The sequence below is a fragment of the Clostridium yunnanense genome (assembly GCF_016595795.1).
Classification (GTDB): Bacteria; Bacillota; Clostridia; order Clostridiales; family Clostridiaceae; genus Clostridium_AR; species Clostridium_AR yunnanense.
Genome location: NZ_JAENHN010000008.1, coordinates 1 through 25,632 on the forward strand (window position 1 = coordinate 1; position 25,632 = coordinate 25,632).

Consider the following 25,632-nt stretch of genomic DNA (forward strand, 5'->3'; position numbering starts at 1 on the left):
CAATTAACTTAAGCAGTTTTTAAAACAAAGCAGCTGATAAAACTAAAAACTCTTAGTTTTATCAGCTACTTTTAAACTATTTAAATAAATCGCTCCTGAAAAACTAAAGTTTTTCAGTGCCCTCCTATTTAAGGTAGTGCTTTTTTTGAGCGTATTTGTAGATTATTTTAATTGTTTGTGTGTGTATTTGTAAAATTATTTTATTAAATGTGTTATTAATTGTTTTTGCCTTTATTCTTTGTTGCATTATCTTCTTGAGTCGAGTGTTCAGCCTTTTTTACTTGTTTTTCTGTAGCTTTAGTTTCTTTATTTTTAGTAGCTTCTACTTTTTTTACTTCAGTAGTAGAAGCTTTGTTGTCTTCAGTTGAAGCTGTTGCTTGTGCATTTGGAATAATACTAGTTGAATTAATTTGTGTATTAGAAGAATCTTCAGTGCTATTATTATCTAAAGTTGTCGGTTCTGTAGCTGGTGTATCATCAGTGACTTTGCCTGCCTTTGCTTGATGTATAACTGATTGCTTATTTGTCTTTGCTGTTTCAAGAGCGGTTTGTTTTTGCGTAAAAGTATCATTAGCTACATTTAATGTTTCTTGTGCATTAGCTATTGCATCTAAATCACCTGATTTAGTAGCATCCTTTAAGGATTTGCTTGCTTCTATTAGTTGCTTTCTAGCGGTGTTAAGATCATGTATAGCAGCTACCATTTGTTTAACTGCTTCTTTCTTTTGCTTCTGCATTTCGAGTACTGAAGCTAATTTATCTTGTGCTTCTTTAGGTAGCTGATCTTTTATTGAATCAAGAATTTCAATAGAAGCTGTATTAGTATCTTCAATGGCATCACTGGTTGACTCAATAACATCTATTTCTTTGATTTCTTCTGATGGGGTATCGGCAGTGGCGTTAGTATCATTAACTGTGGTATCTAAATCAGTGGGAGCTCCTATAATATTGGTATCAGTGATAATTTTAGCTGCCTCTGTTTGAGTCTGTGAGGTCACATCTTCCAAACCTTCTAGAGCTGTTGGAACTAAGTCTGTCTTATCTTTTTCTACTAAGGTTTGTATTTCTCCTAGTCTTTCCTTTTGAATCTCTAGTAATTTCTCTATTTTTTTATTAGGATCTTTCGTGAATCTTAGCTTAATATTTTCTATTGCCTTATCTAAAGGATAGAACATACTGTTTGGTGTTAATCCAGCATAAGATTTATAATCTGTAGTCTTGTCAGTACTGGTATCTGCTGCAAAAGCTGGAACAGAAAACGATAATGAAAATATTAATGATAATGCTAAAACATATTTTTTCTTCATGAGTAATTCTCCTCTTAATTTCAAATAATATTATTTAAGACTAAATTTTGATATAATTAATTGTTTGCTAGCAATTAGCCTTGCATATTAATTTACGACACGTAAAAAAGCTTTAGGGGGGTAGGCAATTGCCCCCTTAAAAGTTAAAGCTCTTACGTATAAATAAGTACAGAACTCTTTAAAAACTATGAACTCAAGCAGGATGGTGAAAAACTATGATAGAAGAGTTTTTGATTGAAGATAAGAACAAGTTTATAGAGGAAAACTTAGGTTTCATATATAAAACTGCTTCTTTTATATGTAAAAAGCAGTTAGATAGGAGAAATGATGAAGAGTTCAGCATAGCCATAGGGGCTTTTAATAAAGCATGCGATAATTTTTCTAAAGAAAAAGGGAATTTTTTTTCTTACGCTAAGATAGTGATACGAAATTCTTTAATTGATTTCTTTAGAAATTCTAAGAATGTGCCTATTTTGTATTTTGAAGAAGAAGAAGGCATGAAAGATATAGATAATACAATATCCTTGGATAAATATGATAGAGAACAAGAGCAAAAAAGTAGATTAGAAGAGATAAATATGTATAGAGAGAAGCTGGAAGAATTTAAAATAAATTTCTATGAACTTTCCAAAAGTTCGCCTAGTCATAAGGATACTAGAGAAGATGTGCTTAATGCAGCCCTGTTGTGCTCTAGAAATAAAGAAATAATGAATATTTTATATGAAACGAAAAAGTTACCTATAGTACAAATTATTGAACTTACGGGTAGGAATAGGAAGTTTATAGAAAAGTGGAGGAAATATATGATATCATTAATAATTCTACTTTCTAGTAATGAATACATATACCTCAAGTCATACCTAAATATAAGAAGGAAGGAGCAGTAGTATAATGAAGAAGAATGGAGTAGTCGTTGAAACAAAAGGAAGTAAAGTTATATTACTAACTGAGACTGGAGAGTTTGCGCTTGTAAAAGCTTCTAATATTTTACCTATAAAAGGTGAAGTCTATGAAGGTAATCTTGTTGGTAGTCACAATACAATAAAAAGGCTTGCGGTTTTAGCTGCCACCTTCTTAATGATATTTACCTTTGGAATAATAGATTATTATAATCCTGTAAAAGCTGTTGAATTAGATGCAAAATCAAAGATATTGATACAAGCTAATCGTTGGAATAGGGTAGTTAAAGTTAAAGTAGATGATGAAAAACTTAAAGCAATGATTGATAAAGCTAAGATTAATAATATGATTTTAGGTGATGCGGTAAAAGAGGTTGTAAGTGAAGCTAAGAATGAGAATTTAATAGATTCCTATTCGGATATAAATATAACACCAGTTAAGGGGACTGTTGATATTGAAAAAGTTAATGAAGATATAAATGAATTAAAGAAACAAGAGATAAGAGAAGATAAGATTAAGCAAAAAGATCAGCAAAATAATCAGAATAATAGTGGCAATAATTTAAATAAGGATAACAATTCTATAAACAATAAAACAGAGAATAAAGAAAATAAACCTTCAAATAATGAAGATAAAAAATCTACTAATGAAGTTGATAAAGGAAATAATATAAATAGTAATGAGAATAAAAAAGATAATAATAATAAAAACAATAATTCAAATCAATTAAATAAGGAAACAAAACAAGATAACGGAAGCTTAGATAACAAAACTAATAAGAATACAAGTGAAAATAAGACCAACGGTAATGGAAATAAAAATAAATAATATAATAGTAAACCTAATTTAAAAAGTAATGAAAATAAATAAAAGAATCCCCGGCAGAAGTTCTGCTGGGGATTCTTTTAAACTGACATATGATTATCTTAAAAATCCGCTTGCCCAGTAGTTCTTGGGAAAGGAATTACATCTCTTATATTTGACATACCAGTGATGTACATTATTAATCTTTCAAATCCTAGACCAAAACCTGAGTGCACAGTTTCACCATATTTTCTTAACTCAAGATACCACCAATAATCCTCTTTGTTAAGACCAAGTTCTTCAAGTCTTGACTCAAGCATTGAAAGTCTTTCTTCTCTCTGGCTTCCCCCTATGATTTCACCGATACCAGGAACTAGACAGTCCATTGCAGCAACTGTTTTTCCATCTTCGTTTAATCTCATATAGAAAGCTTTGATTTCTTTAGGGTAATTAGTTACAAATACAGGTTTTTTGAATATTTCTTCAGTTAAATATCTTTCATGCTCAGTCTGTAAGTCTATACCCCACTCAACAGGATAATCAAATGCCTTTCCTGAGTTCTTAAGTAATTCAACTGCTTCTGTATAAGTAACTTTTCCGAAGTCAGAACTGATTATATGGTCTAATCTTTCTTTTAAGCCTTTATCGATGAATTGGTTAAAGAAGTCAATTTCTTCAGGACATTCATCCATAACATATTTTATAACGTACTTAAGCATTTGTTCTGCTAATTCCATGTCATCTTCAAGATTAGCAAAAGCCATTTCAGGTTCTATCATCCAGAACTCAGCAGCATGTCTTGCCGTATTTGAGTTTTCTGCTCTAAATGTAGGTCCAAAAGTATATATATTTCTGAAAGCTAAAGCATAAGATTCTCCATTTAGCTGACCTGATACAGTAAGATTAGCTTCTTTACCGAAAAAGTCCTCACTGAAATCAATATTTCCTTCTTCAGTTTTTGGAATGTTGTTTAAATCCATAGTTGTTAATCTAAACATTTCTCCAGCGCCTTCACAATCACTACCAGTTATTATTGGAGTGTGAACATAGACAAAGCTTTGATCTTGGAAGAACTTATGTATTGCATAAGCAGCTACTGAACGAACTCTGAATACAGCTGAAAATGCATTACTTCTAGGTCTCAAATGAGCTATTGTTCTTAAATATTCAAAAGTATGTCTCTTTTTTTGCAAAGGATAATCAGAAGAAGACATTCCCTCTATTATTACCTCTTCAGCTTGTATTTCAAAAGGCTGTTTTGCATCAGGTGTTGGCACTAATTTACCTACAACTGAAATTGATGAGCTTATCGGTAATTTAGATACATCTTTAAAGTTTGCAATCTTATTATCAAATACCACTTGAACATTTTTGAAGAATGAGCCATCATTAACTTCTATAAACCCAAAAGCATTTGATGCTCTTAATGTTCTTATCCAACCTGAAATTTTTACACTTTTTTCAATATGCTCTTCTGTGTTTCTATATAGAGCTCTAACTAATGTAGTGTTCATTATATGACCTCACTTTCTAATTATATTATTTACGTTTCTATTGTATTTTATAGGTATAGTTTACATTTAACACTAAAATAAAAAAACCTATCAATCCATAATTATGGACGAAAGGCTATATTTCCACGGTACCATCTAATTTGTCATAATAGATGACTTTGAATACAGCACAAATGTGCTTTTAATATAACGGTTTTAACCGGTTAAGCCTAGTAATTTTAACACTTTAACCCTTAAATAATATTTATTTTACACTAATAGTTTAATAAATGCAATTATTCCCTCATAAAATATACAGATATATTGATATTTAAGAGGAATGCTGATGACTAGTTCCAGTGAAGAGTTGTTATTACAAAAGTATAATAAGATAAATTTTTATAAAAAAATGATTTTGCTAAGTACAAAAGAAAATAGCTTAGGACTTATAAAGGATATTGAAAGGTTAACAATACAGATTGAAGGTATATTAGAGTATTATAAGGAAAAGAATACAGAAAAACAACTGAAAAAAGGTACTATAGAAACAGTTTTTTCTTTTAGAACTAGAGAGTTTACAATGAAGGAATTATCCGCATATAATGGCGTAGGCGATAACCCTGCTTACATAGCTGTTAATGGAACAGTTTATGATATCACCGGAGAGAAGGCACTAAACCAGATAGTAGCTACTGGTTTTAGACCAGGAACTGACCTTTCAGAACAGTTTAATTCAGGAAAACTTAGCAAGCAACTGCTGAGTAATATAAGAATTGTTGGTGTTCTAAGAGATTAAACGAAGTGATCATGATATATAATTAGATATCATGATCACATTTTTGCTATAGAGTAAAATACATAAATTTTAAATTAACTAAATCTAGAAATTTTAATGATTTTTCAAGCTAATTGAAGCTTTATGATGAGAAGTTTATAGAGTTCCTAGCTCAACTATTTATTCATAACCAGTTTCATAAGAATGTATTAAAGTTGGAGGGAATTTCTTCATCTCCATATCTTTCATTATTCTTTTATATTCATAGCTTACTTTTCTTATTTCTGCACGAGCGCTTCTGCCTTTAGATATATCTATTATTGCATAAGTTGAGTCTGGAGAACCATTTTTTGGCTTGCCTACACTACCAACATTTATTATCATCTTATTATTCAATTGCTTTACCATAGGTATATGTGTGTGGGCGCATACCAATATATCCTCATCGATTCTTTCTACTATAGTATCTAAATCAGGATTGTTTTCATATAAGTACTCATCTATTTTATTTGGGCTTCCATGTACGAAAAGAATTTTTTTATTATCAATTTTTAAAGAGATACTGTCCGGTAAATTTTCAAGATAGTATTTATTCGACGCTCTTAATTCATCTACTGTCCAAGGTAGAGAAAAAGAATTTATATTTGTATCTCGTATATATGTGAATCCATTGTCGACAACAGATGTGTCGTAATTTCCTTTTATACATAAAAAAGCTCTTCTTTTTACCATAGCTATAACTTCATTTGGTTGAGGACCATAACCAACCAAATCTCCTAGGCAAATAACTGTGTCTACATTTTGGCTATCTATATCTTCAATAACTCTAATAAGAGCATAAAGGTTACTGTGTATGTCTGATATAACTGCAATTCTCATTTAGTTTCCTCCTAATTAAAAAACATAAGTATATTTCTATTAATATATTATACCACTTAATGTATATTCACATCTTCATTTGCTCAATATTAATAAAGTGTTAAAGATTGTTATTATATAAAACATATTAGTGGCTGATAATAAAATATCTTTTGAGAATATAATCCTGTAATATGTGAAGATATAGTATTATGCAAAATTCTACCTATATATACTATGTATGATTTAAGTTAATGGATTATCCAGTCTTTTTTGTATATAATTAATATGTAGCTTAAATAAAAATAAATACGCAAGTTACTATATAAATAAACATAGTGCAAAAACATATAAATGAGAGTTTCATATTTATAGAAGGAGAGAGCAGAATGAAAGAAAATAGATTAAATAAAATATTAGAAGAAATGAACAAAGAGAATCTACATCAGATGATTATAACCTCACCAGCTGCAGTGTTTTATCTCACTGGTAAATGGATAGAGTCAGGTGAAAGATTATTGGCTTTATATATAAATACAAAAGGTGAGAAAAAGCTTGTAATCAATGAACTTTTTCCTCTACATGAAGACTTAGGAGTAGATTTGGTTTGGTACAATGATACGCAAGATCCAATTTCAGCATTATGCAATATTATAGATAAGTCATACTCTATAGGGATTGATAAGAACTGGCAGGCACATTTCTTGATTAGACTTATGGAAAACAGTGCAGCAGCAGGCTTTGTAAATGGATCACCTATTATAGACAAAGCAAGAACAATTAAAGATGCAGAAGAGATTGAGCTTATGAGAAAAGCGTCTGCTATAAATGATAGAGTTATGGGCAAAATAGTGAACAGATTTTCAAAGGATAAAAGTGAAAAAGCCATCAGTAGCATACTAGCCGAACTATATGAAGAAGAAAGAACTCAAGGGTTTTCTTTTACACCAATAGTAGCATATGGTGCTAATGGGGCAGATCCACATCATGAAACAGACTCATCTATGGTAAAGTTAGGTGATAGTATAATAATAGACACTGGTTGTAGAAATGAATTTTACTGTTCAGATATGACAAGAACTTTCTTTTGTGGAGAGCCTTCTGAGGAAGCAAGAAAGGTTTACGAAATTGTGCTTGAAGCTAACTTGGCTGGTATAAGAAAAGTTAAACCAGGCACTAGATTTTGTGATATAGACAAAGCTGCTAGAGATGTTATAGATGGCTATGGCTATGGAAAATACTTCACTCATAGAACAGGGCATTCTATAGGTATTGAAGTACATGATTTTGGTGATGTAAGCTCTGTTAATAAAGAGGAAGTAAAGCCAGGTATGATATTCTCAATTGAGCCAGGAATTTATATTCATAATAATGTTGGTGTTAGAATTGAAGATTTAGTATTAGTAACAGAAGATGGATGTGAAGTACTTAATAGTTATCCGAAAGATTTAATTGTGGTTTAATAATATAATATAAAATAAAACTTACTCCGCTATGTTTAAATTTTACATTAAATGTAAAAAATATAGATGGAGGTGTTAGTTAGATGGACGAGAAGACTTTATTAAACAACATAACTAATATTAGAGAGAGATTGGAAAACTTAATTAAAGCGAATGAAAAAGATCTTGTATCGCAAGATATAATAGAAGTTGGCAATGAATTTAACGATGCACTAAATATATACAATAGATTTATAAATAAAACACCCAATGAACAAAAAGGTTGATGGCATTAATTGTAGCCATCAACCTTTTTTCTGTATAGTAAATTATAAAATTTTCAAGATATAAAACTTAGATCTTTCAATGTTTTCAGAAGCTTTTTATTATAGATTCTTTATTATATTTGTCATAAGTGCTATGAAGTTATCTCTCACTAGTGCAGAAGTTTCCATTACCTCTACATGACTTAATGGTTGTTTTAATATTCCTGCGGCCATATTTGTAAGACAAGAAATACCTAGAACCTTTATTTTGCTGTGGTTTGCTATTATTACTTCTGGAACGGTGGACATACCCACTGCATCACCACCTAAGATTCTTGCCATCCTTATCTCAGCAGGAGTTTCATAAGTTGGTCCACTAAACATAGCGTATATACCTTCTTTTATATCTATATTTAATGAATTTGCAACTTCCTTTGCTTTATTAATAAGTTCAACGTTATAAGCTTCAGACATATCTGGAAAACGGGTTCCAAATGAATCGAGATTTTTTCCTATCAAAGGATTAGTTCCTGAAAGATTTATATGATCATTTATAATCATAAGATCACCAGGTTTAAAGTTTGTATTTACAGCACCTGCTGCGTTAGTTACGATTATTGTATCTATACCTAAAAGTTTCATAACTCTTACAGGAAAAGTTACCTGTTCCATAGCATAGCCTTCATAATAATGGAACCTACCTTGCATAGCAACCACTTGTTTTCCTTGAAACATACCTATTACTAATCTGCCGGCATGACCTTCTACAGTTGAGACTGGAAAGTTAGGTAGCTCATTATAATTATAATATTCGGCATCTTCTATCATATCAGCAATAGCGCCTAAGCCAGATCCTAAGATTAGTCCTATTTGCGGCTTATATTTGCTTTTAGATAAGATAAATTCAGAAGCATCTTGTATTTTTTTTGTTAAATCCATAATTTCACCTCAAGTAATATTGTTTAATTATTATTAATTGTTATTTTATATCGTTTAGAAAGCTTACACCATTTTTTATCTCACCAATATTAAATATATCAGCTATTGTTTGCCCCATATCAAAGAATCCAAATCTTGTGCCAAGATCAAATCCTTTCTTTAATTGAGCGCCATAAGCTAAGAAAGGTACATATTCTCTAGTGTGATCTGTTCCTTTAAAGGTAGGATCGCATCCGTGGTCTGCAGTTATGAATAATACATCAGTATCCTTCATAGCAGACAGTATTTCTGGAAGTCTAGCATCAAAATCTTCTAAACCTTTTCCATAGCTCTTAGCATCTCTTCTGTGGCCCCACTTCATATCAAAGTCAACAAGATTAGTAAATATAAGACCATCTTTATCTTCCTTTATATACTCTAGAGTTTTATCAACTCCGTCCATATTATCCTTGGTATGAATAGCTTCTGTTATTCCTCTACCAGAGAATATATCTTCGATTTTACCTACAGCCATTACATTTAAGCCTTTTTTATCTAATAAATCTAATAAGGTATCATGAGGAGGAAGAACTGCATAATCTCTTCTATTAGGAGTTCTTGTAAAGCTGCCAGGATTGCCTAAAAACGGTCTAGCAATTACTCTAGCTACAGATTCCTCGCCAGTAAGCATCTCTCTAGCGAATTCACAGTATTTATATAAGTCTTCTAAAGGAACTATATCTTCATGAGCAGCTATTTGAAATACACTGTCAGCAGAAGTATAAACTATTAGAGCACCTGTTTTCATATGCTCTTCACCAAGTTCATCTAATATTTCTGTACCAGAAGCAGATTTATTACCTATAACCTTTCTTCCAGTAAAGTCTTCAAATTTGTCTATTACGGATTTTGGAAAACCATCAGGATAAGTAGGGAAGGCAATCTCTGATTTAACTCCTACCATTTCCCAATGTCCTGTAACGGTGTCTTTTCCATTTGAAGCTTCATGAATTCTTCCATAGCAACCTGTTGGAGAAGTGTGCTTATTTAAACCTACCATACCAGTTATATTTCCTAAACCAATCTTCTCCATATTAGGTAGTCTTAATCCGTTGTTAAATTCAGCTACATGACCAAGTGTGTTTGAACCTACATCACCATATTTTTCAGCATCAGGAAGCTCACCTATGCCAACACTATCAAGTACAACCCATATAACTCTTTTTATCATAGTAAAACACCTCGCAAAATAATATATTATATATTGTATCCATTAGTCAATTAATTAGTAGTACACAATGTGAAAGCGCTTACCTAAATGTCTAAAGCTAAAATAGATCATAAGATATATATGTCTATTTATATAAAAACATTTTAGTAATAATAGAACTGCTATTTTTCGATAAAACTTGGGAAACACTCATTTAATAACTAATTATATATATATTATAATTTATAAAGATGAATATATAAATAGAAATATTATTTATTCTTTATAAATTATTTTCTTGTAAAGTTACTTGTTTTGAAGTTGATTGAAAAAAACAAGGTATAAATTATAAAATAACATAAAGAAATGTTGTATATGATTTACAAAAATGTATAATGTATATTGTGTATGTTTAATGGTACATAATTTTAAATGGAAACATTCCTTAGAACTCATATGAAATTTAAAAGTATAATTAAGAATATAAATTTTGTGATACGTTTGTACATAAGAATTGATAATGCAAAGATTAATATAACCAAAGATATGAACTATTATTGTAGTTTGATTTTAAGGGGGTAAATAATTTGAAGTTATTTTCACTTAGTGAAGGGGTAAAAGCTGAGATTCTAAAGGTAGTTGAAAATGTTGAACGTGAAGTATATCAAGTTAAATTTAAAGGATATGTAGTTTTAATGGATTTTGCTCAAAAGGTAGTGCTTATATTTGATTTAATAGACAGAGATATAAATTTTGAAACTGAGCTAGGGATAATTGAACATAGGATCAGAAAGGTTGCAGGAACTACCTTCTGGATACGAATGACTGATGAAGTATATGAATGTTCAGGTCTCATAACCGGAACTTTTTCACAGAATGTAGTTAAGATAAATAATTATATAGATGATAGAATTTTAAATAGCAAAGATAATGCTTACAGTAGCTATATTATGTCGGACTTAATGATGATAAGAAAGCAATTGAATTTAAAGGATACACAATCTGTATGGGAAGTTGCTCCATCTAAAAGAGAAGATATAAATGCAATTATATCAATTGTAGAACATAAAAACGAAAAGAAATTTAGAACAGTAAGAGAAGAAATTGTTAGGTTAGAAGATAGTAGATATATAGTTTTACATTTTGATGATGAAACTAGATTTAAATCAATGAACAAATTGTATATATTAGCTGAAGAAAATAAAAGTTCGGTTGTATATGAGGCAATAAAATATACTACTTAATTTAAAAGATAGACAAACTGCTAAAAGCAGTTTGTCTATCTTAATGTTATTTATTATTTTTTATATCAGAAGGAGAAACATTATTTAGTATTTCTTTTTTTAAGATTTCAGCTTCCTCGGATAATTCAGTAACATTAGAAGCTTGAGAGGTTAGTTTATCACTTAATAATAACATAACTAAATTTTCGAATGCATTGTGAAGACCTGTTTCCCCTTCGTTTGATCCAGAGGTTATAAGAGTCTTCGGCACTATATCAATCTTAGATGTTTTAATAGCATCAGCAAAGTTATTCATTATCTCTTGGACTACTTTGTATTGAGCACCACCAAAAGCATTTACTTGTTCTTTTGCAGCTATAGCTTTAGATATACCAACTCTAGCTTCTCTATCAGCATCTGCTTGACCAACTGTTTTAATTTTAAAGGCTTCAGCGTCACCTGTTTGTCTAAGTCTAAATGATTCTGCATCAGCTTGTTGTTTAACTTGATATGCATTTGCTTCAGCTTGTTGTTTTAATCTATAAGCTTCTGCTTCAGCTTGTTGTTTAACTTTGTAGGCATCAGCTTCTGAAAGTCTTTGTATCTTTTCTGCATCTTGTCTTGATTTCATAAGATCAGCTTTACCTTGGTTTTCTTGAATCTTGATGTTGATATCTGATTCAGTAAGTGAGGTTTGTTGCTTAGCTACTGCTTCAGCTTCTTTTAGTTCCTTTTCTTTTTCAGCAGCTGCCTGTTGAGTTGAATAGGTTTCAAGTTGTTCCTTAGCTATTTGTCTTGAACGAAGCTGAGTTAAAATTTGTTCTATATTTGTATCATTTTTTGAGCTTGTAGGAGTACCTATAAGAACCTCTTCTAATTCTAGATTATAGTGAGAGAATTTTGTCTTCATTTCTACAGAAGATTGATTCTGTATTTCATTTCTTTGTTGTATTAATTCGATTAATGTTTTGGTTTGTCCTATGTTTTTGAAATATGCAGATACCATAGGGTCCAGTGTTTGATCAACAAGCATCTTTATATCTCCAAATCTTTGAATTACCATAGGAGCCTTTTTGTAATCTATATGGAAAACTACAGATAAAGGTAATGATGGTTCAAAAGCATCTTTTGTGATTAAGCTAACTTCTTTAAGATTTTCATCATATCGATGATTACCATTTTGATTGCTTATCCATTTTAAGATTACGTTAGTAGTAGGAACCTTTATGATGCTTCCTGCATAAGTGTTGAAGGCATATTTACCAGGCATAAGACCTTCGCTCCAAACTCCTCTAAACCCTTTTTGTACTAGTTCGCCATGTTTGTAATCATCTCCAGATGAATCAGTTCCTTTCATACCAGTATATGAAACAACTACACCTACATAACCCACAGGTATAACTGTTTTAGGTATATATTCAATTGTGGCAAACAATCTGTTTATTAAGTAAGTACCATCTGCAAGGACTTGATATTGTCTACCTCTGTAACCTCCAGCAGCTAAGAACTTTTCAGGGTCTTGGAAGTTATTATGATAATTTGGATCAGAAGGCTCATCACCAACAGTAGGACAGATTATATTGTCTTTTCCTAGAGAAGGACCATCATGTATAGTAACTATACCTACTAGATCACTTTCACCTTGAATAACTACAGGATCAAAGCCATTTCTTGAACTGATTTTTTGTGCCATTTCCATAATAGTTTTTTGCTCAGTATCATTTCCCATTGGAAGGTAATAAGTCTTGGTTTCTGTTATTATTATAAATTGTGCTAAGTTAAAGGCATAAGTACCTTCACGGATTATACCTCTTTGAGGACCTTTTTGTCCTCCATTTGTTATAAAGCCTCTAACATCTTGGAAGTTATTGCCTTCATGGATTATTGTTCCAAGGGTTTGAGTTGGTTCTAGTGGTTTACCATCTCTAGCAAATACGTAAGCTATCTTTCCTTGAGGGATGGTTACTAGTGGAACTGTATGGATTTTATAAACTAAAGGACTTAAAAAGTGAATACCACCTCTTAAAACAACTGGTTGAAATCCGGCTTCACCGTTTAATGCTATGATTTGTTCTTTAAGTGAACCTTTTGAGGACCACCATTTTTCTATGATAGCTACTTTGGAGTTAGGAATAATCCTAAAACCGGATAACCAAACTAAGAAAAAGAAAGCTACAATTCCGATTCCTATTTTTATTAATAATAGTATTGTTTCGTGGTTCATACAAACCTCTCCCCTTAATAATTTTATTATTGCTAAACTTTAATAATAAGATAATGTATGAATATTTATCTTTTCTTAAAGACTTAACTCATGATGTAATTATATTATGTGGTATTAAATAACGCAAAAAGCGTTTAGGATAACAATTAAATGTTTCTTAGGGTTTACAATCTGTTGAATAATACTATCTCGTTAAATCTATTTTTTTCTAATTATACCTTTAATTTTCATATGTGTGTAGTGAAAGTACATAAGATGTATAGAATTAATCCTAAGATAACATAGAATCTATATTGAATTAAGTTTATATACAGGAAGCCTAAATAAAAAAACTAAATTATTTGAGAATAATATTGATTATTATAAGTTAATTGAAATTGAATATTTTTTCATATAGAATTATACATATGTAATTTTAAATAAATGACCAAATTTATTAAATGAAGGTGATAACATGAAAAATTTAAGACCTAAGATTAATAATATAGAAACATTAGCTGAGACTAAATATCTCAGTTTATATGATGCTGAATATACAAATAAAAAAGGTAATACTAAAAGTTGGACTATAGCATCTAGAAAAGACCTAGAAACTTTAAGGTTACAGATACAAAAAGAAAGAGATGAAAAGGTTGATGCAGTAATAATAATAGCTATGCATAAAGAGAGTAAGAAACTTGTTTTGATAAGGCAGTTTAGAGTTCCTATCAATGATTATGTATATGAACTTCCGGCTGGTCTTATAGATGGTGAAGAGGAAATAAATAATGCAGTAAGAAGAGAGCTTCATGAAGAAACAGGCCTTAATTTAATAGATATTGTAAATAAAGATGATATAAAAGCTTTGTATGTCTCAGTAGGAATGACGGACGAATCCATAGCTTTAGTTTATTGTTACTGTGATGGAGAGGTGTGCAGCGACTACTTGGAGGAAGATGAAGATATCGAAGTTCATATGATTGATCAGCTTGAGGCCAAAGAGATACTTAAAGCTAATCATAAAATGGATATAAAGGTATATATGATGCTTAAGGCCTTTTCAGTACTAGGTGAAGGGATAATGAAATAGAGTAAAGTAGCTATATAAATATATATTTATATAGCTATAATTAACAGAAAGTGGTGAGGATAACAAATCCTCACCACTTTTAATCTAAATTTAAGTCGATTTTTATGCTCCTTCATTTAAGAACTTATATTGAGCATTATAAAGGTTATAATAAATTCCTTTAAGTGCTAAAAGTTCATCGTGAGTTCCACATTCTTTTATATTTCCATCACCAACTACCATAATTTTATCACAATCTCTTATTGTAGATAATCTATGAGCTATAACAAAGGAGGTTCTTCCAAATAAAAGCTTCTCTATACCTTTTTGAACTAGTTTTTCAGTATGAGTATCTATATTTGAAGTAGCTTCATCTAATATCAATATTCTTGGGTTAGCAAGTAGTGCTCTTGCAAAGGAAATAAGCTGTCTTTGTCCTAAGGAAAGTCTTGAGCCTCTTTCATTAACTTCGGTATCATAACCTTTTTCCATATTCATTATAAAACCATGAGCATTTACTGCTTTAGCAGCAGCAATTACTTCTTCGTCAGTTGCATCAAGTTTACCATATCTTATATTCTCTTTAATAGTAGTAGAGAAGAGGAATGTGTCTTGAAGCATTATACCCATCTGACTTCTATAGGATTCTAATTCTACATTTTTTATATTTTTTCCATCTACTAGTACTTCACCAGAGGTAGGATCATAAAATCTGCTGAGTAAAGATACGATAGTAGTCTTTCCAGCACCTGTTGCACCAACTAATGCTACAGTTTCTCCAGGAGTAACTTTAAAATTCACGTTATTTAGTACCACGGAACCTTCATCATAAGCAAAAGTCACATCTTTAAATTCAACGGAACCTTTTATCTTAGGCATCTTTATAGAGTCTATAGCACTTACAATGTCTGGTTCAATCTCCATAATATCAAATATTCTATCTGCAGCAGAGAAATTTGTGATCAATGTATTATAGAAGGTTGAAAGATTCATGATAGGTCTCCAAAACATACCTATATACATTGAAAATGCTACTAGAGTACCTATAGTAACATCGTTAGATCTTACTAATAAGTATCCAACATAGAATACTATTACAATACCTACACCCCATGAAAGTTCAACTAGTGGCCAGAAGAAGTCATTAAATCTAACAGCAGCAACGAAAGAGCGTACTAGCTCGTTTACTAGGTTTTTAAACTTAGAAAGCGTATCTCCTTCTTTTGCAAAAGCTTGAACTACTTTAATTCCGGAGAAATCTTCGTGGTTATATGCATTCAAGTTTGAACGTTTCTTTCTATATACTTCCCATCTTTTCCTAGATTGGATTTCTATAAAGAACATTGCTAATGCTAGAAAAGGTAAAATAGCAATAGCAGCCAGTGCTAACTTAAAGTTTAGGAAAAGCATCATTATAGAAACGCATACTAAGCTCATTAGTTCGGGGATAAGAGTTTGTATACTTTGGTTAAATAAGTTCTGAAGAGCGTTAACATCTCCCATAACTCTGGCTAGTATTTTTCCTACGGGTCTATTATCAAAAAATGAAAATGATAATTTTTGAATATGAGTATAAAGCTCATGTCGTATATTTACCAATATATTATTGGTTATTGCGGACATCATAACAATTCTTATTTTAGAAGCGATCATAGATAAAATATTCAATGTTAGTAGTAGGGCACCAATGTACATTAAACCTTTTATATTACTGTCTCCAATATAACTATCTATCGCTATCTTTAATAGATAAGGATTTATTATTCCACAAATCATAACAAATAATAGAAGTATAATAACTATTGTTGCATTGAGTTTATATGGACTTAAATATTTTAAAAGCCTTATAGTAAGTTCAGTTTTACTTCTTTGCGTTCCTTCTTCATCACGACTTACTGTGTTTTTAGCCATTATACCACCTCGCTTTCAATTAAATCGAAATCTTTAAATTGTTCACAATAAATATCATAGTATCTACCCTTCCTAGTGAGAAGGTCAGCGTGATTTCCTACTTCTTTAATTTCACCGTTTTCAACAAACAGTATCATATCAGCATTTTTAACAGCGGATATTCTATGAGCAATTATAAAAGTAGTACTTTTTTGTTCTTTATCATTAAGATTCTTAAGAAGTTCGTATTCTGTTTCCATGTCTAAAGCAGATGTAGAATCATCAAGGATAAGAATTGGAGCCTTTCTTAGAAGAGCTCTAGCAATTGATATTCTTTGCTTTTGACCACCTGAAAGACCAATACCTCTTTCGCCTATTTCAGTATCGAAGCCTTCTTCGAAAGAAGATATAAAATCATAGCAACAAGCAGTTTTACAAGTTTCTATAACTTCTTCCATTGACGCACTCTTATTTCCGAACTTCACATTGTTCTCGATAGTATCAGAAAATAAGAAGGTATCTTGTGGTACTACAGACATATTACTTCTAAGCTTTTTTAAATCAATATCCTTAACGTTAATTCCATCAACTAAAATTTCACCTGAGGCTACATCATAATATCTACCAACTAATTGGAGTATGGATGATTTACCAGCACCAGTAGTACCCATTATAGCTACCGTACTTCCAGCAGGGATGTCTAAATTTACATTTTTAAGAACTAACTCATCATTATATTTGAAGTTAACATTATTAAAGGTTATAGCTCCTTTTATTTCGTCAGGTGATATAGCATCTTCTTTGCTTGCAATATCAGGTTTTCTATCTAGTATCTCAAAAATTTTCTTTGCAGATGCTTGATTTTGAGCAAGCATATTAGTTAACCAGCCAAGGTTTCTCATCGGCCAGATAAGGGAATTTAAGTAACCGCTGAATGCTACTAAGGTTCCTATTGTTATCTCACCTTTTATAACAAAGACACCACCAAGAATAATCATTATTATTAATGAGATATTTGTTAAGAACTCCATAGGAGGAAAGTACTTGCCTACAATTTTTGCTTGATTCATATTTAAATCATAATAAGTTCTGTTCATTTTTAAGAATTTAAGAATTTCATGTTTTTCTCTAGTAAAGGCTTTTACAAGTCTTACTCCAGCTATATTTTCCTGAGCTGTTGTATTAATTTCTGCTGTTTGGTCACTTATGTTGCTGTATACTGATCCAAACTCTTTTTCTAATTTTATAGCCATATATCCTATAGGGATCATTATTACGATACATGCTATAGCAAGCTTCCAGCTTAATGCTAGTAATATAACGGTACCGATAATAAAATATATAATGTTTTCTACAAAAAGTCTTAAACCAAATCCAATGGTTTGCCAGATGTTTTCTATATCCTCACCGATTCTAGACATCAGTTCACCGGTGTTCATATTATCGAAATATTTAAACTCCATAGTTTGAATATGCTCGAATAATTCATTTTTAATATCTCTGTGCACTTTTGCTGCAATAAAGTCAAAGAGAAATTCTTTAACATATCCCAGAAGGGCCTTACATAATGTAATTGCTAGGATTCCTCCAAGTGCTGGATATAAAAGTGAATACTGTTTATCTGTAATTACTTTATCAACTATTATCTTTTGAAGATAAGGTGTAATGTTGTCTACAGCTATAATTATAATCATGGCCAAAGTGCCTACAATTAGTACAGCTTTGTGTTTAAATAAATAATTTAAGATTCTTCTCAAATCTATTCCCCCCTTTTTTGTTTGTACATGATGCCCATTTATGCAAAAAAAGGCCATGGATATCCCACGACCTTTTTTGCATAAAAACACAATATAAAAAGTCATGAGCAATAGCCCATGACCTAAATACATACAAAGCTCTGAATTGTCAATAATTACTCGACAATAAAACTCGTAGAGATAGGGCTACTGTTAATAGTTATTAAGTTATTTGATTTTCTAAATTTGCCGTTCATAAAATTAAACATTACTACCAACATGGTCCTACCTCCTTTTCGTTAAAATTTATTTAATGAAATTACTTTAATAACATTATATACGGATTACTCAGAAAGTGTCAAAGGTTTTTTCCAATATTTTTAAATTTATAATAATATCCAAAAGTTTCTATAAACATATAGTAGAGTTTTAGAATTTAAACCAATATTTTAAACTTTTCCAAATACGTAACCTAAAAATAACTATTATACTTTTAATTTCGTATATAATCTTGAATATACAAGCAAAGATGCACCAGTTCGATCTGAAATCTATTTTTAAAAACATTATGCGTTCTGGTGAGAAAATTAAAAAAAATAAATTTTATCAATGAAGTGATATAGATATAGATTGCAAATTAGCGAAGGATTTTTATTATATAAGTTGCCGTTAATTGTATGCACAAATAATGAAAATTATTACTATTAATAAAGAGAGGAGTATTAATAATGAAAAAGAGGATTAAGATGTTTCTTTCTATAATTATATTAGTGTTTATAGCAGTAGAAATATTTATATTTTGGATTCCACTTTTTACAACACCTGATAAGAGTGATGCCATAGTAGTATTGGGATGTAGAATAAGAGGTGAGACACCAAGTGCTTTCTTAACAGCTAGAACCGAAGAAGCAGCGGAACTTTTTAAAAATGGTTATGGTAAATATATAATAGTTTCTGGGGGAAAGGGACAGGGAGAAAGTATTTCTGAGGCAGAAGGAATGAAAAGGATTTTATTAAGTAAAGGAATAGATGAAGACAAAATAATCATGGAAGATAAGTCAACTAGTACTGCTGAAAATATAAAATTTACATCTAAAATAATGCAGTTAAACAACTTTAATAGTGCAGTGGTGGTATCCAATGAGTTTCATCTTAGGAGAGCTCAGATTTTATGCAAGAGAAATAAGATTTCAGCTACGTATAAAGGAGTATTAGTTAAAGCATATGTTGCCAATGAAATATATGGTGCTATTAGAGAAATTCCAGGTATAATTAAGGATCTAATAGTAAGATAGTTTATTATAAAAAGTATTGGAGTGTTAGGTATGTATTGGGAGTTAAATGAGAAAATAAGAAACGCTAAAGAGGAAATTAAGGAAAAAGAACATATTGAGAGAAAGATTAATTCAGCTGAAGAATTATTAACAGAATATGAAAGAGAGCTAAAAGATATTAAAGCAAGACTTCATAAAGAAGAAATGGATATAAAAAAATTTGAAGGAATAACTTTATCAAACTTCCTAGCTTTACTTTTTCATAACAAAGAAGAAAAATTAGATAAAGAGAAGCAGGAATATATTGAAGCTAAGATAAAATTTGATCAATGCGAGCAAAAAATAAAAGCTGTAAAAGATGATTTAAAGTTACTTAAAGAAAAATTTAGTGTAGTTAGTAATGCAGTTGTTAAGTACAAAAATCTTATTGAAGAAAAAGAAGCTGATATGAAAAACTTTGGAAGTTGGGCAACAAAAGAGAAATTAAATATTATGGAGAATGATAGATTAAATCTCTCTGCAAGTATAAAAGAACTAAGCGAAGCAATTTCTGCAGGCGAAAGATTACTTGGAGCCATCGACAATGCAAATGAAAGTATATCCAGTGCAATGAATTGGGGAAAAGCTGATATATTTATGGACAGTATGTTCATCTCCATGGCAAAACATCAAAAGATTGATGATGCTCAGGCTAAACTTAATAACATCCCATACCTCGTAGATAAGTTTAAAAAAGAATTGTCTGATGTATCTGTAGTTTCAAATGAAATCTCACAAACTATTACTTTCTCTTCTTTTACTAAAACCTTTGATATATTTTTTGATAATATATTTACCGATATAGCAGTGCAGTCGAAGATTGAAGATAGCTATTATAAGCTTAAAAATCTAAGGGCGGAAGTAGAACGTTGTGCAAATAGACTTCAATATAAAATAGAAGAAGATCAAAATAAGTTGATTAAATTAGATCTCGAAATAAATAAATTCATAGAAGAAGAGCTTTAAAACCATTATGTGAAAATTTAGGTCAGGGACAGGATTAATGTTGCCTGATCTTTTTGTTGTATAGTAAAATAGCTAAGATAATCGGTTATTAAATAAATGTAAACGATATTGCTATATTATAGAAAGTGAAGTAAAGTAGTTATATAGTTTAATATTTTGATATACTACATTAATATTTTAAGGAGGTAAATATGGCTAGAGATACAAAAAAGAATTTAAGAAATAAGATTATCTATTCAGTATTTGTAAGGAATCATGGTAAAAGTGGAACTTTCAAAGATGTAGAAGATGACCTTAAAAGGATAAAAGAATTAGGTACAGATATAGTCTGGTTCATGCCTATACACCCTATAGGAGAAAAAAATAGAAAAGGTTCTTTAGGTTCACCTTATGCTATAAAGGACTATAGAGGTGTGAATTCAGAGTATGGAACGTTGGAAGACTTTAAACGCTTGATAGATAAGATTCACTCTCTAGATATGTTATGTATGATAGATGTAGTTTATAATCATACTTCACCTGATTCATGGCTGGTGGACAATCATCCGGAGTATTTTTACAAGAAGCCTGATGGAAAAATGGGTAATAAGGTTGGTGATTGGACTGATATAGTAGATTTAGATTATAACAATAAAGATTTATGGAACTATCAGATAGAAACTTTAAAATATTGGGCATCAGTAGGGGTAGATGGATTTAGATGTGACGTAGCTCCACTAGTTCCATTAGACTTTTGGTTGTCTGCTAGGCAAGCGGTTGCACAAGTGAATCCAGATCATATATGGCTTTCTGAGACCGTACACCCTCATTTTTTACTTGAGATGAGAAAGAATGGATTTGTAGGATTATCTGATAGCGAGATATATCAAGCGTTTGATATAACTTATGATTATGATGTAAATGTAGAATATACGGGGTATTTTAATGGAAATAACGACTTAAGAGCTTATATAGATAAAGTGAAAATGCAGGATGCCATGTATCCAGATAATTATGTAAAGCTTAGATTTTTAGAAAACCATGACCAGCCTAGAGCAAAAAAACTAATACCTGACGAAGAAACATTAAAGATTTGGACCGGTTTTCTTTACTTTCAAAAAGGAACAACTTTAATATATGCAGGTCAAGAAGTACTAGATGATAAATGTCCTAGTTTATTTGATATGGATAAAATTCAGTGGAATAATATAAATGATGAGTACATGGAGCTGATGAAAAGGTTAGCGGTTTTGAAGAAAAGGCAAATAGTAGCACAAGGATTTTATGCACTTGATTATTTAGAGAATGGTGTAGTATATGGATCTTATGAATATGAAGATTCAATATTAGTGGGTATTTTCAACTTAGAAAAGAAAAAAGGTAATATAGAAGTACCTTTGAGGGATGGGGTTTATAATAATATTATAGACAATAGCCCTGTATCGATTGTCAACGGAAAACATGAACTTGTAAATAAGCCCGTCATTCTAGAAAGTGGCCTTTAGGATATTTAAACTAGATTGATAGGGCATAAAGCAGACTACTGTAAAATTTAAGGTGTACCATTTCAATATGAAAATTATTTTTAAAATTCCTATACATTCTGACAGGATAGTTTACAAATATAAGCTTCATTATTGAGTGGTACACCTATAGAGATAGTACTTCATATTGAAGGTTATCAAAATAAAGCTCCGTAGCTTTAGCGAAAACAGTATTTTGAGCCGAATAATTGAAGTAGGCTATCTCTATTATATTTATAAATATCTATTATGACTTAAATTGTCTATGATTTTAAGAATAGTTCTCCAACCTTAACAACATCTCCTGCACCAACAGTGATTAAAATATCTCCGTTAGAAACTTTATTTTTTACGTAATTAACAGCTTCTTCGTGAGAGTGCACATTCACGCAGGATATTCCTTTAGATCTTATAGCATCTCCCAATTCATCTGAGCTTACTAAACCAGTATTTTTTTCTCTAGCCGCATAGATATCCATAAGAACCAGTTCATCAGCGTCATTGAATGCTTCAGTAAATTCGTTGAATAAACTCTTGGTTCTTGTATAAGTATGTGGTTGAAAGACGCAACAAACTGATTTATGTGGTATATTCTTTGCTGTGCTCAACGTTGCCTTGATTTCTACTGGGTGGTGAGCATAATCATCAATTACTGTAACACCTGATTTTTTTCCTTTAAGTTCAAATCGCTTATGAGCATTTCTAAATGCAAATAGCCCGTCTATTATATCTTTAGGCTGCAATTCAAATATAAGTCCAATGCATATTGAACAAAGAGCGTTTAAAATATTATGCTTTCCAGGTACATTCAAACTAACGGAAAATAGGTTGGTACTATTTTTGAATACGTCAAAGGTAGCACAACCATTTTCATCAAATGATATATTTTTTGCAGTTACATCACCGCTGTCTATTCCATAGGTTAAAATATTACATTTTGAATTGTTCATTACTGACATTACTCTAGGATCATCTGCATAACCCACTAGATAGCCGGCATCAGGAATTATTGATGAAAATTTCTGGAATGTCTCTTGAATATGATCAATATCTCTGTAGTAATCAAGATGATCTGCATCAATATTCAATATAATACCTATAAATGGTGAGAACTTTAAAAATGATTCTTTATACTCACATGCTTCTGTTATGAAATATTCACTATTTCCTATCTTAAAGTTACCATCTATAATATCTAAGTCTCCACCAACCAATATAGTTGGATCTAAATCTGCTTTTAACGTTATATGAGAAATCATAGATGTACATGTAGTCTTACCATGAGTACCAGCTACAGCAACACCATACTTATGACCTAACATTATCTTACCTAGGAACTCAGCTCTATCCATTAATGCTATATTTGATCTCTTAGCCTCTAATATTTCTGGATTATCTGAAGGAATTGCAGCAGTGTATACCACCAAGTCTACATTCTTAAGATTCTCACTATTATGCCCTATGTAAATTTCTGCACCTTCGTTTTTAAGCCTGTTTGTTATTTCGGATTCTTTAGCATCTGATCCTGATACTTTGTATCCTTCTCTTAATAGAATAGCAGCAAGACCACTCATACTTATCCCACCGATACCTATAAAATGAACTTTTTTATTTTTATCTTTTATAAAATTAAATGACAAGATATCAACTCCTTTATAAGTTACCATCTATAATTATATACATTTTTTTTAAATTGAACACGTATGAAAACATAATTCATAATTATTTTATGAAAAAAGGCTAAATATGTTACTGTTATTTAAAAAAATCAAATTGTTGTTATTAATGAGATAATAATGTATGATTTATTATAGTAGACAATCTTATCTGTGATCTAAATATTAAGGTGATATCTTTCTAAATTTTGAATTCTCAAAGAACTCTGTTTGAAAAATTGAATTTTATATTAATTACATTGATTTGAGTAAAGCATTATAGGAACTTAACTTCAAGTAGTAAGTTAGATGTGTTGAATGACATAGGCGCATGCTTTTCTGATGTACATAACTCAAGAACACATAAATGGACCCCATACATAAGTAGACCATGGCTTATATTACATTTTACTATGAAGTGATACATGTCTATAAAATTAAGAAATAATTAATATATATAACATAAATTCTAAATAATTTATATTTATAATTATATTTATAATTACAATTCATAGTAGATACACTTAAATTCAATGTTTTTAATTTTTAGAGTTGAAAGATTAAAGCCTAGAAAGGTTTATTTAATGAAACCTAAGTAAAGGAGATCGCGCATAAATTATGGAAGATAGATATATATATTTGGTTTTTTCAAAGACAGGAACATGGCTTTCTAAGATAATATACCTAATCACAAAAAACAAGTATGCCCACTCTTCGCTGAGTATTGATGATACTTTCACTAAGATGTATTCCTTCGGAAGAACAAGGCCTAGAAATCCCTTTTCTGGAGGATTTGTACAAGAAAATTTATATGAAGGTGTATATAGTATATTTAAAGATAGTGAATGCATAATTTACAGGATAAAGGTTTCAGAAGAACAATATGATCAAATTATATCAGAAATCAATAAGTTTATTACTTCTAAGAGTGAACTTAAGTATAATTTTATAGGCCTATTTGGTGTTTGGTTTAATAAACCTATAAAGAGGAAAAATCATTATTTCTGCACTCAGTTTGTTTCGCAAGTATTATCAAATAGCAATATATATAAGTTTGATAAAAAGTCGGAGCTTATTAAAAGTGATGATATAATAAAGATTCCTAATAAAGAATTAGTTTATAAAGGATATATTTATAAGTATTCCAAAAGCCTTACTATGATTAATGAATTACTAGAAGCGTAGTTAAGGGCTCTTATATTGAACAAGCTTAATTTGATAGTTGATTTAGTGAACCTATATAAAAAGGCAGTTGCAAAATGAACAAAACTAGTTCGTTTGTCAACTGCTCTTTTTATTGTATACGAAAAGTATAAAAATTTATTGCTACATAAACATATAAAGTGATACTAAGTGTACTTCCTTTACGTATAGTTTTTGAAAGAGGTGACTTATTTGAGCATATTTAAAAAATATATGTTAATTTCACTGATTATTTTAGCTATTGTTTCCATGTATTATGCTGTTAATCTTATAGAAAATAAGTATAAAGAGTTATTAGAAAATAACCTAACAAAGTTCTTCTTCAAAAGTGATTTTAAGGTGCCTGACAAATATTCTAATGTTGATAGAAATAATAATGGAATAGCAGATCCTCTTGATATAGTGAGTTCAGCAAGGAAGGAAGTAGAAATGAAGACAAAGTACAAAAGTAATTATTATTATGGAGGATATCCTCCGGAAGGTGAAGGTGTTTGTACAGATGTAATATGGAGAGGGTTGAAAGGTGCTGGAGTTGATTTGAAAACTCTTATGGATAAGGACATAAAAGAAAACAAGAAGAGTTATATAAGAGTTGGTCAAACTCCAGACCCTAATATAGATTTTAGGAGAGTTCCAAACCAAAATGTGTTTTTTCAGAAAAAATGCATTTCTGTTACTACGGAACTTAAGGAAAGAGATTCTGAAAACTTACAGCAATGGCAACCAGGTGACATTGTAGTTTTTTTGCAAGATTATGAACATGTAGCTATAGTTTCTGATAAAAGAGACGAGGACGGAATTCCTTATGTTATTCATAACACTAATCCAAATGCTAGTGAAGTTAAGCTTTCTTGGTTTAAGTGCCCTATAGATGGGCATTATAGATGGAACTACTAATC

Annotated in this window: 21 protein-coding genes; 12 read left to right on the forward strand and 9 right to left on the reverse strand. The window is 30.6% G+C overall.

Annotated elements, in window-relative coordinates; genetic code table 11:
* Positions 1-215: 215 nt before the first annotated feature.
* On the reverse strand, positions 216-1,307 hold the full coding sequence (locus JHL18_RS02705; protein ID WP_200266105.1) for a DUF5667 domain-containing protein: 1,092 nt from the start codon (positions 1,305-1,307) through the stop codon (positions 216-218).
* Between the two features lie 215 nt (positions 1,308-1,522).
* Here JHL18_RS02705 and JHL18_RS02710 point away from each other — a divergent pair, with 215 nt between their 5' ends.
* Together JHL18_RS02710 and JHL18_RS02715 are read left to right on the forward strand one after the other, a co-directional pair.
* The gene (locus JHL18_RS02710; protein WP_200266106.1) at positions 1,523-2,194 is read left to right on the forward strand and encodes a sigma factor; all 672 of its coding nucleotides are present in this window, start codon (positions 1,523-1,525) and stop codon (positions 2,192-2,194) included.
* 4 nt (positions 2,195-2,198) lie between these two features.
* Positions 2,199-3,035, forward strand: a complete 837-nt coding sequence (locus tag JHL18_RS02715; protein ID WP_200266107.1) for an anti-sigma factor domain-containing protein — start codon at positions 2,199-2,201, stop codon at positions 3,033-3,035.
* 98 nt (positions 3,036-3,133) lie between these two features.
* Here JHL18_RS02715 and asnS read toward each other — a convergent pair whose 3' ends face one another.
* Positions 3,134-4,525, reverse strand: a complete 1,392-nt coding sequence (gene asnS / locus JHL18_RS02720) for an asparagine--tRNA ligase (RefSeq protein ID WP_200266108.1) — start codon at positions 4,523-4,525, stop codon at positions 3,134-3,136.
* Between the two features lie 325 nt (positions 4,526-4,850).
* On the opposite strand from asnS, the gene JHL18_RS02725 reads away from it, so the two are divergent.
* Positions 4,851-5,300, forward strand: coding sequence for a cytochrome b5-like heme/steroid binding domain-containing protein (locus JHL18_RS02725; protein ID WP_200266109.1), 450 nt, complete (start codon positions 4,851-4,853; stop codon positions 5,298-5,300).
* Positions 5,301-5,459: 159 nt separating this feature from the next.
* Here the strand turns inward: JHL18_RS02725 and JHL18_RS02730 are convergent, their stop codons facing one another.
* Entirely contained in the window at positions 5,460-6,158 is a 699-nt protein-coding gene (locus JHL18_RS02730; RefSeq protein ID WP_200266110.1) for a metallophosphoesterase family protein, read from the reverse strand.
* 368 nt (positions 6,159-6,526) lie between these two features.
* Between JHL18_RS02730 and JHL18_RS02735 the strand changes: the two genes are divergently transcribed.
* On the forward strand, positions 6,527-7,600 hold the full coding sequence (locus JHL18_RS02735) for a M24 family metallopeptidase (RefSeq protein WP_200266111.1): 1,074 nt from the start codon (positions 6,527-6,529) through the stop codon (positions 7,598-7,600).
* Positions 7,601-7,683: 83 nt separating this feature from the next.
* Positions 7,684-7,866, forward strand: a complete 183-nt coding sequence (locus JHL18_RS02740) for a hypothetical protein (RefSeq protein WP_200266112.1) — start codon at positions 7,684-7,686, stop codon at positions 7,864-7,866.
* Between the two features lie 99 nt (positions 7,867-7,965).
* On the opposite strand, the gene JHL18_RS02745 is transcribed toward JHL18_RS02740, so the two are convergent.
* On the reverse strand, positions 7,966-8,784 hold the full coding sequence (locus JHL18_RS02745) for a purine-nucleoside phosphorylase (RefSeq protein WP_200266113.1): 819 nt from the start codon (positions 8,782-8,784) through the stop codon (positions 7,966-7,968).
* Positions 8,785-8,824: 40 nt separating this feature from the next.
* Positions 8,825-9,994: a phosphopentomutase gene (locus JHL18_RS02750; RefSeq protein ID WP_200266114.1), complete on the reverse strand. Its 1,170-nt coding sequence runs from the start codon at positions 9,992-9,994 to the stop codon at positions 8,825-8,827.
* Between the two features lie 566 nt (positions 9,995-10,560).
* Here JHL18_RS02750 and JHL18_RS02755 point away from each other — a divergent pair.
* Positions 10,561-11,217, forward strand: coding sequence for a hypothetical protein (locus JHL18_RS02755; protein WP_200266115.1), 657 nt, complete (start codon positions 10,561-10,563; stop codon positions 11,215-11,217).
* A 46-nt stretch (positions 11,218-11,263) separates the two neighbouring features.
* Here the strand turns inward: JHL18_RS02755 and JHL18_RS02760 are convergent, their stop codons facing one another.
* Positions 11,264-13,420, reverse strand: coding sequence for an SPFH domain-containing protein (locus JHL18_RS02760; protein WP_200266116.1), 2,157 nt, complete (start codon positions 13,418-13,420; stop codon positions 11,264-11,266).
* A 454-nt stretch (positions 13,421-13,874) separates the two neighbouring features.
* Between JHL18_RS02760 and JHL18_RS02765 the strand changes: the two genes are divergently transcribed.
* The gene (locus JHL18_RS02765; protein WP_200266117.1) at positions 13,875-14,489 is read left to right on the forward strand and encodes an NUDIX hydrolase; all 615 of its coding nucleotides are present in this window, start codon (positions 13,875-13,877) and stop codon (positions 14,487-14,489) included.
* 102 nt (positions 14,490-14,591) lie between these two features.
* On the opposite strand, the gene JHL18_RS02770 is transcribed toward JHL18_RS02765, so the two are convergent.
* On the reverse strand, positions 14,592-16,379 hold the full coding sequence (locus tag JHL18_RS02770) for an ABC transporter ATP-binding protein (protein WP_200266118.1): 1,788 nt from the start codon (positions 16,377-16,379) through the stop codon (positions 14,592-14,594).
* Entirely contained in the window at positions 16,379-18,115 is a 1,737-nt protein-coding gene (locus tag JHL18_RS02775; RefSeq protein WP_243277768.1) for an ABC transporter ATP-binding protein, read from the reverse strand. Before JHL18_RS02775 ends, JHL18_RS02770 begins: the two co-directional genes overlap by 1 nt.
* Positions 18,116-18,822: 707 nt before the next feature.
* Between JHL18_RS02775 and JHL18_RS02780 the strand changes: the two genes are divergently transcribed.
* The 3 genes from JHL18_RS02780 (at position 18,823) to JHL18_RS02790 (ending at position 21,857) form a co-directional block, all read left to right on the forward strand.
* Positions 18,823-19,389, forward strand: a complete 567-nt coding sequence (locus JHL18_RS02780) for a YdcF family protein (RefSeq protein WP_200266119.1) — start codon at positions 18,823-18,825, stop codon at positions 19,387-19,389.
* A 30-nt stretch (positions 19,390-19,419) separates the two neighbouring features.
* Complete coding sequence (locus tag JHL18_RS02785) at positions 19,420-20,373, forward strand: hypothetical protein (protein ID WP_200266120.1); 954 nt, start codon at positions 19,420-19,422, stop codon at positions 20,371-20,373.
* 191 nt (positions 20,374-20,564) lie between these two features.
* Complete coding sequence (locus JHL18_RS02790) at positions 20,565-21,857, forward strand: alpha-amylase family glycosyl hydrolase (RefSeq protein ID WP_200266121.1); 1,293 nt, start codon at positions 20,565-20,567, stop codon at positions 21,855-21,857.
* A gap of 281 nt (positions 21,858-22,138) precedes the next feature.
* Here JHL18_RS02790 and murC read toward each other — a convergent pair whose 3' ends face one another.
* Positions 22,139-23,515 (reverse strand): UDP-N-acetylmuramate--L-alanine ligase, encoded by a 1,377-nt coding sequence (gene murC / locus JHL18_RS02795; RefSeq protein ID WP_200266122.1) that lies wholly within the window; start codon positions 23,513-23,515, stop codon positions 22,139-22,141.
* Positions 23,516-24,148: 633 nt separating this feature from the next.
* Between murC and JHL18_RS02800 the strand changes: the two genes are divergently transcribed.
* Together JHL18_RS02800 and JHL18_RS02805 are read left to right on the forward strand one after the other, a co-directional pair.
* On the forward strand, positions 24,149-24,715 hold the full coding sequence (locus JHL18_RS02800) for a hypothetical protein (protein ID WP_200266123.1): 567 nt from the start codon (positions 24,149-24,151) through the stop codon (positions 24,713-24,715).
* A gap of 210 nt (positions 24,716-24,925) precedes the next feature.
* Entirely contained in the window at positions 24,926-25,630 is a 705-nt protein-coding gene (locus JHL18_RS02805) for a DUF1287 domain-containing protein (protein WP_243277769.1), read from the forward strand.
* The last annotated feature ends 2 nt before the right edge of the window (positions 25,631-25,632 follow it).

Excerpts from the sequence above, each read along its gene's own strand:
- JHL18_RS02705 (WP_200266105.1), bottom strand. The coding sequence starts at position 1,307 with ATGAAGAAAAAATATGTTTTAGCATTATCATTAATATTTTCATTATCG.
- JHL18_RS02710 (WP_200266106.1), top strand. The coding sequence starts at position 1,523 with ATGATAGAAGAGTTTTTGATTGAAGATAAGAACAAGTTTATAGAGGAA.
- JHL18_RS02715 (WP_200266107.1), top strand. The coding sequence starts at position 2,199 with ATGAAGAAGAATGGAGTAGTCGTTGAAACAAAAGGAAGTAAAGTTATA.
- asnS (WP_200266108.1), bottom strand. The coding sequence starts at position 4,525 with ATGAACACTACATTAGTTAGAGCTCTATATAGAAACACAGAAGAGCAT.
- JHL18_RS02725 (WP_200266109.1), top strand. The coding sequence starts at position 4,851 with ATGACTAGTTCCAGTGAAGAGTTGTTATTACAAAAGTATAATAAGATA.
- JHL18_RS02730 (WP_200266110.1), bottom strand. The coding sequence starts at position 6,158 with ATGAGAATTGCAGTTATATCAGACATACACAGTAACCTTTATGCTCTT.
- JHL18_RS02735 (WP_200266111.1), top strand. The coding sequence starts at position 6,527 with ATGAAAGAAAATAGATTAAATAAAATATTAGAAGAAATGAACAAAGAG.
- JHL18_RS02740 (WP_200266112.1), top strand. The coding sequence starts at position 7,684 with ATGGACGAGAAGACTTTATTAAACAACATAACTAATATTAGAGAGAGA.
- JHL18_RS02745 (WP_200266113.1), bottom strand. The coding sequence starts at position 8,784 with ATGGATTTAACAAAAAAAATACAAGATGCTTCTGAATTTATCTTATCT.
- JHL18_RS02750 (WP_200266114.1), bottom strand. The coding sequence starts at position 9,994 with ATGATAAAAAGAGTTATATGGGTTGTACTTGATAGTGTTGGCATAGGT.
- JHL18_RS02760 (WP_200266116.1), bottom strand. The coding sequence starts at position 13,420 with ATGAACCACGAAACAATACTATTATTAATAAAAATAGGAATCGGAATT.
- JHL18_RS02765 (WP_200266117.1), top strand. The coding sequence starts at position 13,875 with ATGAAAAATTTAAGACCTAAGATTAATAATATAGAAACATTAGCTGAG.
- JHL18_RS02770 (WP_200266118.1), bottom strand. The coding sequence starts at position 16,379 with ATGGCTAAAAACACAGTAAGTCGTGATGAAGAAGGAACGCAAAGAAGT.
- JHL18_RS02780 (WP_200266119.1), top strand. The coding sequence starts at position 18,823 with ATGAAAAAGAGGATTAAGATGTTTCTTTCTATAATTATATTAGTGTTT.
- JHL18_RS02785 (WP_200266120.1), top strand. The coding sequence starts at position 19,420 with ATGTATTGGGAGTTAAATGAGAAAATAAGAAACGCTAAAGAGGAAATT.
- JHL18_RS02790 (WP_200266121.1), top strand. The coding sequence starts at position 20,565 with ATGGCTAGAGATACAAAAAAGAATTTAAGAAATAAGATTATCTATTCA.
- JHL18_RS02800 (WP_200266123.1), top strand. The coding sequence starts at position 24,149 with ATGGAAGATAGATATATATATTTGGTTTTTTCAAAGACAGGAACATGG.